Annotated in this window: 15 protein-coding genes; all 15 read right to left on the reverse strand. The window is 42.0% G+C overall.

The window, feature by feature from the left end; genetic code table 11:
• Nucleotides 1-8 precede the first annotated feature (8 nt).
• On the reverse strand, nucleotides 9-2102 hold the full coding sequence (gene topA / locus K1J09_RS00405) for a type I DNA topoisomerase (protein WP_223322706.1): 2094 nt from the start codon (nucleotides 2100-2102) through the stop codon (nucleotides 9-11).
• A gap of 84 nt (nucleotides 2103-2186) precedes the next feature.
• Complete coding sequence (dprA, locus tag K1J09_RS00410) at nucleotides 2187-3029, reverse strand: DNA-processing protein DprA (RefSeq protein WP_223322705.1); 843 nt, start codon at nucleotides 3027-3029, stop codon at nucleotides 2187-2189.
• Nucleotides 3030-3160: 131 nt separating this feature from the next.
• Nucleotides 3161-3724 carry a sugar O-acetyltransferase gene (locus tag K1J09_RS00415; protein WP_223322704.1) on the reverse strand — a complete coding sequence of 188 codons (564 nt, stop codon included), beginning with the start codon at nucleotides 3722-3724 and terminating at the stop codon, nucleotides 3161-3163.
• A complete protein-coding gene (locus K1J09_RS00420) occupies nucleotides 3700-4542 on the reverse strand; it encodes a PRD domain-containing protein (RefSeq protein WP_223322702.1) in 843 nt (280 codons plus the stop codon). The genes K1J09_RS00415 and K1J09_RS00420 overlap by 25 nt, the downstream gene beginning before the upstream one ends.
• A 17-nt stretch (nucleotides 4543-4559) precedes the next feature.
• Complete coding sequence (locus K1J09_RS00425) at nucleotides 4560-5324, reverse strand: ribonuclease HII (RefSeq protein ID WP_004191271.1); 765 nt, start codon at nucleotides 5322-5324, stop codon at nucleotides 4560-4562.
• Entirely contained in the window at nucleotides 5311-6162 is an 852-nt protein-coding gene (ylqF, locus tag K1J09_RS00430) for a ribosome biogenesis GTPase YlqF (protein ID WP_223322699.1), read from the reverse strand. Before ylqF ends, K1J09_RS00425 begins: the two co-directional genes overlap by 14 nt.
• 141 nt (nucleotides 6163-6303) lie before the next feature.
• Complete coding sequence (locus tag K1J09_RS00435) at nucleotides 6304-6642, reverse strand: ATP cone domain-containing protein (RefSeq protein WP_002895476.1); 339 nt, start codon at nucleotides 6640-6642, stop codon at nucleotides 6304-6306.
• A gap of 244 nt (nucleotides 6643-6886) precedes the next feature.
• On the reverse strand, nucleotides 6887-7822 hold the full coding sequence (dapA, locus tag K1J09_RS00440; protein ID WP_223322698.1) for a 4-hydroxy-tetrahydrodipicolinate synthase: 936 nt from the start codon (nucleotides 7820-7822) through the stop codon (nucleotides 6887-6889).
• A 79-nt stretch (nucleotides 7823-7901) separates the two neighbouring features.
• A complete protein-coding gene (locus tag K1J09_RS00445; protein ID WP_223322696.1) occupies nucleotides 7902-8978 on the reverse strand; it encodes an aspartate-semialdehyde dehydrogenase in 1077 nt (358 codons plus the stop codon).
• 191 nt (nucleotides 8979-9169) lie between these two features.
• Nucleotides 9170-9295: a hypothetical protein gene (locus tag K1J09_RS11795; protein ID WP_263280820.1), complete on the reverse strand. Its 126-nt coding sequence runs from the start codon at nucleotides 9293-9295 to the stop codon at nucleotides 9170-9172.
• Nucleotides 9296-9478: 183 nt separating this feature from the next.
• Complete coding sequence (locus K1J09_RS00450; protein WP_223322694.1) at nucleotides 9479-10003, reverse strand: GNAT family N-acetyltransferase; 525 nt, start codon at nucleotides 10001-10003, stop codon at nucleotides 9479-9481.
• Nucleotides 10000-10653, reverse strand: a complete 654-nt coding sequence (locus tag K1J09_RS00455) for a DNA alkylation repair protein (protein ID WP_223322692.1) — start codon at nucleotides 10651-10653, stop codon at nucleotides 10000-10002. The genes K1J09_RS00450 and K1J09_RS00455 overlap by 4 nt, the downstream gene beginning before the upstream one ends.
• Before the next feature lie 3 nt (nucleotides 10654-10656).
• Nucleotides 10657-11268, reverse strand: coding sequence for a DUF5052 family protein (locus tag K1J09_RS00460; protein ID WP_002895467.1), 612 nt, complete (start codon nucleotides 11266-11268; stop codon nucleotides 10657-10659).
• Entirely contained in the window at nucleotides 11265-11798 is a 534-nt protein-coding gene (locus K1J09_RS00465; protein WP_223322691.1) for a GNAT family N-acetyltransferase, read from the reverse strand. Before K1J09_RS00465 ends, K1J09_RS00460 begins: the two co-directional genes overlap by 4 nt.
• 76 nt (nucleotides 11799-11874) lie before the next feature.
• The gene (locus K1J09_RS00470; RefSeq protein WP_223322690.1) at nucleotides 11875-13545 is read right to left on the reverse strand and encodes a formate--tetrahydrofolate ligase; all 1671 of its coding nucleotides are present in this window, start codon (nucleotides 13543-13545) and stop codon (nucleotides 11875-11877) included.
• Nucleotides 13546-13672: the final 127 nt, after the last annotated feature.

A 13672-nucleotide genomic window follows, 5' to 3' on the forward strand; every position in this document is an offset into this window, starting at 1 on the left:
TGTAAAAACTATTTCACTTTTTCTTCTTCATAATCGCCATTGCTGCAGACCACTTGCTTACCACCACCGCGTACTTTCTTTTCAATCAGATAATGGTCGCATTTTGGACAGTTACGTCCGACCGGCTTGTCCCAAGATGTGAAATCACAGTCTGGATAACGATCACAGCCATAGAAAATGCGATTTCGCTTAGTCTTACGCTCGATAACTTGACCTTTTTGGCACTGTGGACAGGCCACGCCGATCTCCTTGACAATAGCCTGGGTGTGACGACAGTCTGGGAAGTTACTGCAGGCGTAGAACTTGCCAAATCTGCCCAACTTGATGACCATTGGACTGCCACAGACCTCACAGTCAAAACCAGCTGGTTCATCCTTGATTTGGATTTTCTCCATTTCAGACTCAGCTTTAGCTACTTCCTTTTCAAAAGGTTGATAAAACTCGTCAATAACTTTCTGCCACTGCTCTTTCCCAACTTCAACATCATCCAGTTTTGCTTCCATTTCGGCTGTGAATTTCACATTCACAATGCCTGGGAAGAATTCGACAATTAGTGAATTGACAATCTCACCTAGTTCCGTCGGCTCAAAGCGCTTGGAAACCAGCTTAACGTAATATCGTTTCTGAATGGTTTCAATGGTCGGTGCATAGGTAGACGGACGACCAACACCATTTTCTTCTAAAGTCTTGATGAGAGTCGCTTCAGAATAACGAGCAGGTGGCTGGGTAAAGTGCTGTTCTGGATTGGTATTGACACGTTTGACGGTATCCCCCTTTTCCATATCCGGCAGCATTTTATTCTTGTCAGAGTCATTGTAAATAGCTAGATAGCCATCAAACTTGACCTGACTGCCGTTGGCAGCAAATTGGACACCATTTTGCCCCAGCTTGACATTCATAGTATCAAAGACTGCTGCTGTCATTTGACTGGCTACAAAACGGTTCCAGATTAGCGTATAGAGCTTAAGCTGATCCTTGTCCAAATACTTTGCGATGCTTTCTGGAGTATTGAAAACGCTGGAAGGACGAATGGCCTCGTGGGCATCTTGAGCGCCAGAAGCGTTCTTAGCCTTGCTGCCATGTTTGGAATATTTGGCGCCAAATTTATCCGTGATAAAGCTTGCTGCTTCATTTTGCGCTACTGGACTGATACGAGTCGAGTCGGTACGCATATAGGTAATAAGACCTTGTACGCCAGAACCGATATTAATCCCCTCATAGAGCTGCTGAGCCACCATCATGGTCTTACGAGTCCGGAAATTAATCTTATTAGCGGCATCCTGCTGCATTGAGGAAGTCGTGTAGGGCAGCGGAGCATTGCGTCGACGCTCTTTCTTTTCGACACTGTCGACTGTAAAGTCATCACCCTTGAGGTGAGACAGAACTTCTTTGACCTCGTCGTTGTTAGACAGCTTCATCTTTTTGCCATTCATACCATAGAAGCTGGCCTGGAACTGACGGGTTCCTTTCTTGAAAGTTCCGTCAATTGTCCAGTATTCTTCTGGTTTGAAGGTATTGATTTCATTTTCTCGGTCGATAATCAGCTTGAGGGCGACAGACTGCACCCGACCAGCTGAAAGGCCTTTTTTGACTTTCTTCCAGAGAATCGGAGAAATGGAATAACCAACCAAGCGGTCCAAAACTCGACGAGCCTGCTGGGCATCGACCAGATCCATATCAATCTGGCGCGGCTCTTTAAAAGCATTCTTGACTGCATCTTTGGTGATTTCATTAAAGACAACGCGGTTTTTCTCTTTCTCATCCAGATTCAGAATGTGAGCCAGATGCCAAGAAATAGCTTCTCCTTCGCGGTCCGGGTCACTTGCCAGAAAGACTTGCTTAGCTTTCTTCGCTTCTTTTTTCAAGTCATTAATTAACGGACCTTTACCACGAATATTGATATATTGCGGCTCATAGTTGTTCTCAAAATCAATGGACATAGTAGACTTTTTCAGGTCACGAATATGCCCAACACTGGCCAGAACCTTGTAGTTTCGTCCCAGATATTTTTCTATTGTTTTTGCCTTGGCAGGCGACTCTACGATAACAAGATTTTTCTTGGTCGTAGACTTTTTCTTTGTTTTTGTTACCAATTTAGACACCTTCTATAAGAAATAAATCTCATAGAGTTTAAACTATTTTTTGATAGATGTCAACTGCTAACTTTTCTTATAGGAAAACTTGTTTTAAAAATCAAACTCAGAAAGAACGTCAGAGCCTGATGTGATGCACTTTGCGCCCTCTTGAATCAAATGATGGCAACCGTCAGATTTTCCATCTAAAATTGACCCCGGAATAGCAAAGACATCCCGCCCTTCTTCCATGGCTCGCTCACAGGTAATCAGGCTGCCTGAGCGCATCTTGGCTTCTGCTACAATGACGCCTCGACAGAGACCTGCGATGATACGATTCCGCTCTGGAAAGTGAAATTTCAAAGGCTGTTCACCCGGACCATACTCTGTCAGCAATAAATGATTTTTGCCAATGTAAGCTTGTAATTTTTTGTTGGCCTTGGGATAAAAGACGTCTAATCCAGTACCAATGACAGCAATCGTCTGACCTCCGTTTTGCAGGGCAGCCATATGAGCCGCTGTATCAATCCCTCGAGCCAGGCCACTGACGATAACCAATTCATTGTTTAGCTCTTTGATAATCTTTTGTACAGAGGCATTTCCTTGCTTACTGCTGTCTCGACTGCCAACGACTGCAGTCTTGGGCAATTCTAGTAGATTTAGATTTCCCTGATAAAATAACAAAGTCGGGGCATCATAAATCTCGCATAAATCCCAAGGGTAAATATCATCCAAGATAGAAAAGGATGGAAAAAGTTCAAATTCTTCTTTCAAAGCCGGTAAATCAAGCCTCTTGTATTTCTCTATAAAGAGTGCAGGATTGCGGCACTCAGATACGACAGCCTTATCTCGCAAAGAAAGCTTGCCATCTCTGCGCTCAGCGTATCTCAAAACATTTAAAACCTGATGATTGGTCAAGCCAGCTTTTTTCATTTTATAAATTTCAAAATTATTCATTTTTTCACCTCACTTTCTTATTCGTAAAAAAGTTCAAAAAAAGAACTGCAATACAGTTCCTTCTTTACGATTCTATTAAATTTGATGTTGTCATTAGCCGGTCTCCTTGCCTATTGCCTTTAACACATCTTTTATTCTTTATGAACAGGGATTTCCTTAATAATCTTAGCAGGATTACCAGCCAAGACTACATTGTCACCAAAAGACTTGGTCACAACCGCTCCTGCTCCGACTACCACATTATCTCCTAGCGTCACGCCTGGCAGAATCGTCACACCTCCGCCAGCCCAAAAGTTATCACCAATAGTGATTGGTGCTCCGTACTCAATACCGGAATTTCTTTCCACTGGATCAAACGGATGAAGAGGTGTCAGAAGCTGGCAATTTGGACCAAGCAAAGCATTATCTCCGATGCGAATCGGGCAAACGTCCAACATAGTCAGATTCCAGTTAGAATAAAAATTCTCGCCTAGATGAATATTGATTCCATAATCACAGACCAAATCAGGCTTCATAGCAAGATTCTCTCCTGTGCAGCCAAACCATTCTTTGATAATAGCACTTCTCTTGTCGCTGTCTTGCTCTTGGTTAAAACGATATTGAAATTCTTTGGATCGGGCTCTAATTTTTCTTAAATCTTCGTCTTGTGGTCGGTAAATCTCTCCAGCAATCATTTTTTCGTATTCGCTTTGCATGTCATCCTCCTTTTCATGCGTGACAAATGGATGGTCAGGTAAAGTTGTTCATCCTCTGATGTTTGGTAATTTCTGGTTTGCTTTAAAAATTCAGCAATCTTCCTAGTGGTTTCATAAGCCAAGGAATACTTACATTTAAGTAAGTCAAACATTTCATTGTCCTCCAAGTCACGGTGGCCATTATCAGTCAGGACTCGCTCGCAGAAAAATTTCAGATGGGTCATGAAGCGCTCTAGGTAGATATCTTCTTCATCTAAAGAAATTTCCAAACTGTATTTGACAATGGTCATGATTTCCTCCATCATCATAGTCAAATCACGCGCAGTTCCGTCGCCATTTTCCAGCTCTGCATTGACCAAGGTCAGCGCCATAAATGCTGCTTCATCATCTGGAAGCTCCTTGCTGACATAAGTACTCAAAAGCTGTTTTGCATACTGACCAACCTCAAACTCGATAGGAAAAAAGCGTTTAATATCCCACATGAGGAAATTCTTGAGATAAATATCATCTTCCAAGCGCAGCAAGACTCCGTGGATATGATCTGCCATCGCCAGAAAAGCACTGTCTTTGAGCTTCTTCTGCAGTTTCTCCTTTGCGAAAGAAATAATCTTATCCGACATTTCCATGACCTCTGCTGGCAACTCTATCAGAAGCTGGCGTCTATTTTCTGACAAGACATACTTTTTCTCAATCAGCTCATCTGGAATCTCCTGGCCAACTTTTCGACCAAAGGCCAGTCCTCGTCCCATGAGAATAACTTCTTCTTGGTTTTCTTCAGAAATCACCACATTATTGTTTAAGATTTTACTGATTAGCATGCCTCACCTCTTCGTGCTTATTCACACATTGATTTTACGGGTTCAAATGTCTTGCGATGAATAGGAGTTACGCCGTGTCTCTCCAAGCCCTGCAAATGGCTCTTAGTCCCATAACCGGCATTTTGCGCAAAATCATAACCAGGATATTCCTTGTCGTAGTCTGCCATCAGCTTATCCCGAGTGACCTTAGCCACAATACTGGCTGCCGCGATAGATAGCGAATTGGCATCTCCTTTGATGATGGACTCTTGCGGGATATCAATATCTAACTTCATAGCATCAATCAGCAGATAATCTGGCTTGAGAGAAAGCTTAGACAAAGCCTCTTTCATAGCAAGCTTGGTCGCTTCATAGATATTGACTTGGTCTATAATCTCATTGTCTATCAAGCCAATACCGACCGCCAAAGCTTTATCTAGAACTGCCTGATAGATTTCTTGATGTTTTTTCTTGGGAATTTTTTTACTGTCGTTGAGCCCCTTAATCTTACATCCTGGAGGTAAGATAACAGCTGCAGCGACAACTGGTCCAGCTAGAGGACCACGACCGACCTCATCAATCCCAGCGATCGCCCGATAGCCGGCTTGATAAAGCTCTTTTTCATATCGTAACATCTGCTCCAGACGACAATCCTCATCTAACTCCGCCTGAATGGCTCTTTTACGCTTTTCAATCGCCTTTTGAACTCCGCTCCGCTGGTCATTAGCTGCTTCTGCAAGAAAAGGATCAGCCAAATCAGTCACTAACTCTAAACGTTGCTGGATTTCTTTAATCGTTGCCATCTAGTTCTCCAACCGTGTCCAAGCAATAACGACCTAACTTGCCATCGCGGACTTCTTTGACAAAAAGGCTGTAAAAACGGTCATAGTCGTCGCGGAAGCCAAGTTTTTGGGTCATATCCATAATCATGTCAGGCGCTTCCTGGCTTAGATCCAGCTGCTTGAAGCGTGCTGTAAGCTCCTCAGGATAATGCTCCTTAAAATAATTAAGGCCGAAAATCGTCACCTCATCCATAGGCAGCAGATTATCCTTAATAGCACCAGTCAGGGCAAGCTTGAGAGCAACCATCTCATCTTCAAACTTAGGCCAGAGAATCCCTGGTGTATCCAAGATTTCCAAGTCTTTATTTGACTTGAGCCATTGCTGCCCCTTGGTCACACCTGGCTTATTCCCTACAACGGCAATTTTCTTACCAGCTAATCGATTCATGAGGGTTGATTTGCCAGCATTGGGAATACCGATTATCATGGTACGCAGGGTTTCGATGCGAATTCCTCTCTCTTTCAGACGTTCCAATTTGTCAGCCATAAGCTTTTTAGCTGCATCTGTCACTTTTTTTACAGCAGATTGCTCTTTGGAATTAATAGATAAGGTCGGAATCCCTTGGCTTTCAAAATAGCTCTGCCATTCCTTAATACGAACAGGGTCTGCTAAATCAGCCTTGTTTAAAATCAAAAGCTTGGGCTTGTCACCCACAATCTTAGTTAGCATAGGATTTTGACTGGATAAAGGAAGTCGCGCATCAACCAGTATCGTCACAAAATCAATAAACTTAATATTTTCCTGTACCTGTCTCCGAGCCTTAGACATATGCCCTGGAAACCATTGAATCGTTGCCATAATTTATCCTTTCAACGAATATCATTGATAAAATTTTATATCTTTAACTATTTTAACATATTTCTAGGATTTAAGCGGATGAATTCTAAAGTGATACTCTCTACCTCAAGAGCAAAAAAAGCCCCAGCGGGCTTTCTGATTTTATCTCACTTGCTCAAAATGCAGATGCACAGCTATATGATCTCCATAGCCGTTTCGCTCTAAATCGCGCTGCAAGCGATAGGAAATATAATGCTCGGCAATAGTAATATAACCTGCACCCAAGAGGCGGCTTTCAACCATGGACTGAATCATACTAATCGTCGCACGCTCAACCTTAGCTTCTTCCAAATCAAGAACCACTTTCTTTGTAACCTGCGCTAAATTCTGACGTAAATCATCTGTCAATACATAGACAGTCTGAGCTGCCTTTAAAACTGCTTGATAGATTTTATCTGGATCGAATTCTACGACCTCACCGCTCCGTTTAATAACTTGCATAAAAAACTCCTTTTATATTATATATTTCTAATCTAATGTAAGTCTCTAACATGATTGCTGCCAATCCAGTTATCTATAGTCTGCTCAAAAAGAGTTCTCAAAGTCAGACCATACCTTAACATTATATAATTTTTTCCAATATTTTTCAAAGGAAGCTTCCTTTTTTCTTTAGCCTTAAAAGTCAATATAAAAAAGGACTACTCTGGGCAATCCTTTTTAGAAATATTTTTTTCAATTTTATCAATCAATAATCCGGTCTCAGGACACCTTTAACAGTCTCTTTGGTCGCTTGATAGTCACCATCAACCACGACCTTAATAATTCGTTTGGCATCTTCTTCGGGTGCAGGCACAAGCGGTAAGCGAGTTGGACCAGCTGCAAAGCCCAAGTAATTAAGTACAGCTTTGACTGGGGCAGGGCTTGGGTAAGAGAAGAGTGCATTGACTTTAGGGATGAATTTCCGTTGGATAGCTGCTGCTTTTTTGATGTCATTGTGCTCAATAGCATCAAGCATTTCAAACATTTCATCACCGTTTGTGTGAGAAGCAACAGAAATAACTCCATCAGCCCCCAGATTCATAGCATGAAAGGCATCGCCATCCTCACCGGTATAAATCAGAAACTCCTCTGGACGATGTTCGATCAGATAGGCCATATTCGCCAGACTGGTACATTCTTTAACGCCGATAATATTTGGATGTTCAGCCAACCTCAGCATAGTCTCAGGTGTCATCTCAACTACTACCCGTCCTGGTATATTGTAGATAATGATAGGCAGGTTTGAAGCATCCGCAATAGCTTTAAAGTGCTGATACATCCCTTCCTGAGAAGGTTTATTGTAATAGGGAACGATGGCCAAACCAGCTGCAAAACCACCAAATTCATCTACTTCTTTGACGAATTCGATAGAGTCGCGTGTTTCATTGGTACCAACACCCGCAATCAAAGGGACACGCCCCTTGACAACTTTTTGAACTGCCGCAAATAATTCCAACTCTTCATCGTGAGTTAAAGTTGGACTTTCAGCAGTTGTTCCAGCTAACAAAATCCCATCTGTATGATGCGCCAAAAGGTGCTCAATCAAGTCTGGAATAGCTTCGAAATTGATGGAACCATCTTCATGAAAAGGTGTGATAAAAGCTGTGATGATTTTACAGTTTTTCAGATCCGCATGCGCCATAAACTTACCTCTCTTTATACGAAAAGAGGGTTGAAAGAACGATTATTCAACCCTGTGTTGTCAAGTTTCCTTGGTCACTTTATTTTAATTCAAAAACAACTTCTGCTGTCGGATGAACTAAACCACGATCATGCAATGTCTCTGCGATTTGAACAGAATTCCAAGCTGCTCCTTTAAGAAGATTGTCTGAAACCACCCACATATGGATTCCTTTTTCTGCATCTAGATCTTTACGAATCCGTCCGACAAAGGTTTCTTTCTTACCAACCGCATTGATTGCTTGCGGATAAACCTGATGAGCTACATCATCTTCCAGAACAGCACCTGGAAAAGCTGCGATTGCTGCTTTTACCTGATCAATAGGTGCTACTTCCTTAGTCTCGATGTAAACAGACTCCGAGTGGGCAGACAAAATTGGAAGACGGACACAAGTCGCAGAAACAGCAATAGAATCATCTTCCATGATTTTCTTAGTTTCCTTGGTCATCTTCATCTCTTCATAAGTGTAGTCGTTATCTGTAAAGACATCAATCTGAGGTAAGGCATTAAAGGCAATAGGATAATGTTTTTTATCGCCGCCGCATGGCAGGATATTGGCTTCCGCATCCTTAGGATTTACACCATCATTGAGAACAGAGCGTAATTGTGCTTGGGTTTCAAGAATGGCTCCCATACCTGCACCAGAAACTGCTTGATAGGTAGACACGATGATACGCTCCAGACCCCATTGCTGACGAACAGGCTCTAAAGCCACCATCATCTGAATTGTCGAGCAGTTAGGGCAAGCGATAATTCCCTTGTGCTGATCTAAGGCATGGGCATTGACTTCTGGAACAACCAGAGGAACATCAGGATTTTGACGGAAATAAGAGGTGTTATCAACCACTACTGCTCCAGCTTTGACTGCGTAAGGAGCGAATTTTGCTGAGGTAGAACCTCCAGCTGAGAAGAGAGCAATATCTACACCTTCAAAAGCAGTCTCGGTCGTCTCTTCGATAGTAATATCTTGTCCCTTGAATTGGAGAACTTTACCAGCTGAACGAGCTGACGCCAGATAGCGTATTTTATCAATTGGAAGGCTAGATTCTTCCAGCATTTTAATCATTTGAGATCCAACGGCACCAGTGGCACCTACTACAGCAACTGTATATCCCATGCGATAACCTCTCTGAATTTTCAAAAAATTTTGTATTGTTAGTATTATACTATTTTTAAGGAAAAATGCAAATATTTCTGAAGAATATAAGTGCGTTCTTTTGATAAAATACACCAACTCTCATGCCTCTCTATGAGAGTTTTCAAGGTTTACAGCTTTTGTTCTCACGAACAAAACTGCATTCCATTGCTCTACAGCTCAACTTCTTCCTGTGGACTCGTTTCGTCAAGAGCAATAGCACTCACGACGTCGACCGTCTCAGTATCAATGTCTCTAAGCTCGGCTGCGACTAATGGTCTTGCCACTCTAAGAGACATAGAAAAATCCCCAATCCGTAGACTGGGGATAAGGGCACTTTTGTGTGATCAGCAGGTTCACACAACTGATCAAGGTCCGCTCCTGCGTTATGACCTCCCATGCTTCAATTTGCAGAAAATCTGCATATCGACTCATCGCACGAAATATAGTTTACCTTATCTTTTTCCGTTTTGTCAAGGTGTTTAATCTAAAATATAAACAAAAACTTGTCTATCCTTCCACTCCTGACCTTCTTTTTGGAATTGTTTCCGTACTCCTTCAAGATAGAAATCAGATTGCTCTAGTAATTTTTGCGAAGGGATATTCTGTAAATCAACATGTGCTTCTAAACGATGAAATCCTAGTTCGCGACTGACTTTCTTGAGTTCTTCTAGCATAGCTCTGGCGTAGCCCTGACGCCAAAATTGATTATGTATCGTATAACCTATTTCCGCCCATTGAAAGTCATCTCTAGCTAGCACAAATAAATTAACCATACCAACATGTTTTCCGATTTTTGCGTCATAAATTCCCCAAATATACTGCTGGTCTTTCTCTCGGAAATCGCGGTGCTTAGCCACCAAGTCCGCAAACCAACTTTCTGTACAAATTGTCATATCTAAAAGCCCATCATCAAATGGTGATTGAGAAGGAAGTCTATCGGAAAATCCTTCCATCCAAACTAAGTAATCTTCCTCTTCCAGATATTTTAAATAAATATGTTTCATAAATACTTACTTCCCTCTCGAATACTAAGGGTAGCCATTTCTGCTCGATGCCGTTCTATAAAATCTCTGACCCAGTCTGGATTGGTTTTGGAATAATCTCTCAGCGCCCAGCCGATAGCTTTGTTAATAAAAAATTCTGTTTGGCCTAGATTATTCACTAAAATTTTCTCTAGCAACTCTGTGTCTGTTTCCTCTTTTCGCAACAGCTGATGATCAATAGCCAAGCGCCGCAGCCAGATATCCTCATCACGACTCCAAGCTAAAATAATCTCTTTTGTTTCTGGAAATCGGGCAATGATTGTTCCTACTAAGCGGTCCAAAAAGTCAATAGTATCCCACCAAGATTTTGTTTGGGCCAGCTTTTTCAAACGTGAAAAGTCAGATGGTGTCAATAGTTTCTTGCGAATCTCCAGATAATCTAGCGCAGTGTACTGCAGTTCTCGATAGGGATTATTCCAAGCTTCATTTATAAAATTCCAGTCAATGACGGAATCAGTATGCTGTTTGAAAAAAGCCTTTGCGAGTTTCCGCCTGGCCGGAGTCTTGACTCCTAGAAACTCAAATTTATTTTTCATATAGGCTTTCATAGCCACCGCATCTTTAGGTATGCCTACAGCTTTTAACTCTTTTACCAATTCCTCTACATTCATAGCTTACTCCAGCAATTCACGGTCATAAATAGTGTAGTCACAGCGATAAATCACGAGGCGCTTGCCGTCAATCAGCAATTCAGAGGTTTTGGGAGCATCAGATTTATCAAGAGAGACACGATCGCCAGCATAAGCAGCTAGCGGAGTACCGTTTTGAGAGCGAATCAAAATGACTTTTTTCTTTCCGGTAAAGTCGTTTTTAAAGGCTGAAATCATACGATTTAAAACAGGGACAGAATGACTGTTCTCCTCAACATCTGCAGTCTTTTGATACTGGGTAAACACATCTTTCAAGCCTTTTTCTTCTGCAATCAAGGAAGAGCCCACATGGTCAATCTCATACTTACCCAAGGTGATTTTGAGCACAGAAGAATCTTCTTTAGAATTTCCTTCCTCATCAACTGAGTCGAATTCCTCATTACGTGAGATGGATAGTGACTTGCCCGACATCTGGTCTATGAGTTGGGAATTCTCATCATAGGTGCGAACCGTCATCTCCAACCCCAACCATTCCTCTTTGGCATTTTTGAACCAATTTTCAACTGCCTGACAGCCGCTCAAAGTCAAAAGGGCAATACTTAGAAGAGTTATTAATAAATGTTTCTTTTTCATCATTTCCACTCCATTTCTTTTAAAAGTTTGATGGGTCCAGCCTGCTTGTCTAAGGACTTTTGCAGCCAAACAATGTCATGCCAACACTCGAATTTATAGCCGATTTTAGGGAAATGCGCTACTTGTTGGTATCCTCTTTTTCGATGCAAAGCCAGGCTAGCTTCATTTGGCAGAGAAATACAGGCTAGAAAATGCATATATCCCATCTGATCTAACAGATCTTCAAGTTCATCATAAAGCTTACTGCCGACTCCTTTTCCTCTAGCATCTTGACTGACATAGACGGACAATTCCACCGCCCAATCATAGGCGGCACGCGCATAATAAGTCGAAGCATAAGCATAACCTAAGATAGCACCGTCTTCTTCCGCTACCAGATAAGGATATTTTCCCAATGTTTTCTCAATCCTAGTTGCAAAATCCTCAATGGTCGGTACTTCATATTCAAAAGTGATGGCTGTATTTTCCACATAAGGCGCATAAATAGCAAGCAAGGTTGCAGCGTCTGATGGAGTTGCTAATCTAATGTTCATGTTGACTCCATATTCTATTCTCATTATTTTCACTATTATACCAAAAAAGACTCGTAAAGAGCCTTTTAAACCAAGATCAAAATAGACCAATCGCTGTGCCGTCTGCTGCAACATCCATATTGAGTGCTGCAGGACGTTTTGGTAATCCTGGCATGGTCATGACATCTCCTGTCAAAGCCACGATAAAGCCTGCTCCCAGTTTTGGTACCAGTTCACGAATGGTAATTTCAAAGTTTTCTGGCGCCCCCAGAGCAGCAGGATTGTCAGAGAAGCTATACTGTGTTTTGGCCATACAGATTGGTAGCTTGTCCCAGCCGTTTTTGACAATTTCGCGAATCTGAGTCTGCGCTTTTTTCTCAAAGTTCACCTTCGAACCACGATAGATTTCTGTGACAATTTTTTCGATTTTTTCTTCAATAGAGAGATCATTGTCATAGAGGCGAGTGTAATGCGCTGGTTTTTCGTCAATAGTTTTGACAACAGTTTCAGCTAGAGCTACACCACCTTGAGCGCCATCAGCCCAGACGCTAGCTAACTCAACGGACACCTTAATTTCTGCACAAAGTTCCTTAAGAGCAGCGATTTCAGCTTCCGTGTCTGATACAAATTCATTGAGGGCTACTACCACTGGAATACCGAACTTGCGGATATTTTCAACGTGACGTTTGAGATTGGCAAAGCCAGCTCGTACTGCCTCAACATTTTCTTCTGTCAGAGCATCCTTAGCAATACCACCATTCATCTTGAGGGCACGTAAGGTTGCAACAATTACGACTGCATCCGGAGAGGTTGGCAAGTTTGGAGTCTTAATATCCAAGAATTTCTCAGCACCAAGATCCGCACCAAATCCTGCTTCTGTCACTGTATAATCAGCCAAGCGAAGCGCTGTACTAGTGGCTAAAACAGAGTTACAGCCATGGGCGATATTGGCAAAAGGCCCGCCATGAACAAAGGCTGGTGTACCGTAAATAGTCTGAACCAGATTTGGCTTAATCGCATCTTTTAAGACCAAAGCCAAGGCTCCTTCTACCTCAAGGTCACGAACATAGACTGGTGTGCGGTCATAACGATAACCGATAACAATGTTTGCCAAGCGATTTTTCAAATCTTCAATATCAGTGGCTAGGCAAAGAATCGCCATAATTTCAGAAGCAACCGTAATATCAAAACCATCTTCGCGTGGAATACCGTTAACTGGACTTCCTAAGCCAACAGTCACATGGCGCAGAGCTCGGTCATTCAGGTCAACAACCCGCTTCCAGATAATGCGGCGCTGATCGATTCCCAGGGCATTTCCTTGATGTAAATGATTATCAATAAGAGCTGACAGAGCATTATTAGCAGTCGTAATGGCGTGCATATCACCAGTAAAATGTAAGTTGATATCTTCCATCGGTAGAACCTGCGCGTGACCGCCACCAGCAGCTCCTCCTTTAATCCCCATTACCGGCCCCAGAGATGGTTCGCGGATGGCAATCATAGTTTTCTTACCAATTTTGTTGAGCGCATCAGCTAGTCCAATGGTAATAGTTGACTTGCCTTCTCCAGCAGGTGTCGGATTGATCGCCGTTACCAAAATCAGTTTGCCAACAGGATTTTTTTCAACCTCACGAATCTTATCAAAGCTAAGCTTGGCCTTATACTTACCATATAGTTCCAAGTCATCATAGTCGATGCCAACTTTTTTCACCACATCAACAATTGGCTGCAATTCAACATTTTGAGCAATTTCAATATCCGTTTTCATCAAGAACTCCTCTAACATTTAATATAAAGATTATAACAAAAAAGAGCAAAATCTACACGATTAAACTCTAAATAGATTTTAATGTTCGGGAAAAACAAAAAAACTTGGAAATTTTTGTTCTCTAAAC

Source organism: Streptococcus sanguinis (genome assembly GCF_019928825.1).
GTDB classification, from domain to species: Bacteria; Bacillota; Bacilli; order Lactobacillales; family Streptococcaceae; genus Streptococcus; species Streptococcus sanguinis_L.

Excerpts from the sequence above, each read along its gene's own strand:
- dapA (WP_223322698.1), bottom strand. The coding sequence starts at position 7,822 with ATGGCGCATGCGGATCTGAAAAACTGTAAAATCATCACAGCTTTTATC.
- ylqF (WP_223322699.1), bottom strand. The coding sequence starts at position 6,162 with ATGGCAACGATTCAATGGTTTCCAGGGCATATGTCTAAGGCTCGGAGA.
- K1J09_RS11795 (WP_263280820.1), bottom strand. The coding sequence starts at position 9,295 with ATGTCTCTTAGAGTGGCAAGACCATTAGTCGCAGCCGAGCTTAGAGAC.
- K1J09_RS00420 (WP_223322702.1), bottom strand. The coding sequence starts at position 4,542 with ATGCTAATCAGTAAAATCTTAAACAATAATGTGGTGATTTCTGAAGAA.
- K1J09_RS00445 (WP_223322696.1), bottom strand. The coding sequence starts at position 8,978 with ATGGGATATACAGTTGCTGTAGTAGGTGCCACTGGTGCCGTTGGATCT.
- K1J09_RS00465 (WP_223322691.1), bottom strand. The coding sequence starts at position 11,798 with ATGAACATTAGATTAGCAACTCCATCAGACGCTGCAACCTTGCTTGCT.
- K1J09_RS00460 (WP_002895467.1), bottom strand. The coding sequence starts at position 11,268 with ATGATGAAAAAGAAACATTTATTAATAACTCTTCTAAGTATTGCCCTT.
- K1J09_RS00425 (WP_004191271.1), bottom strand. The coding sequence starts at position 5,324 with ATGGCAACGATTAAAGAAATCCAGCAACGTTTAGAGTTAGTGACTGAT.
- K1J09_RS00415 (WP_223322704.1), bottom strand. The coding sequence starts at position 3,724 with ATGCAAAGCGAATACGAAAAAATGATTGCTGGAGAGATTTACCGACCA.
- dprA (WP_223322705.1), bottom strand. The coding sequence starts at position 3,029 with ATGAATAATTTTGAAATTTATAAAATGAAAAAAGCTGGCTTGACCAAT.
- K1J09_RS00450 (WP_223322694.1), bottom strand. The coding sequence starts at position 10,003 with ATGAAACATATTTATTTAAAATATCTGGAAGAGGAAGATTACTTAGTT.
- K1J09_RS00470 (WP_223322690.1), bottom strand. The coding sequence starts at position 13,545 with ATGAAAACGGATATTGAAATTGCTCAAAATGTTGAATTGCAGCCAATT.
- K1J09_RS00455 (WP_223322692.1), bottom strand. The coding sequence starts at position 10,653 with ATGAATGTAGAGGAATTGGTAAAAGAGTTAAAAGCTGTAGGCATACCT.
- K1J09_RS00435 (WP_002895476.1), bottom strand. The coding sequence starts at position 6,642 with ATGCAAGTTATTAAACGGAGCGGTGAGGTCGTAGAATTCGATCCAGAT.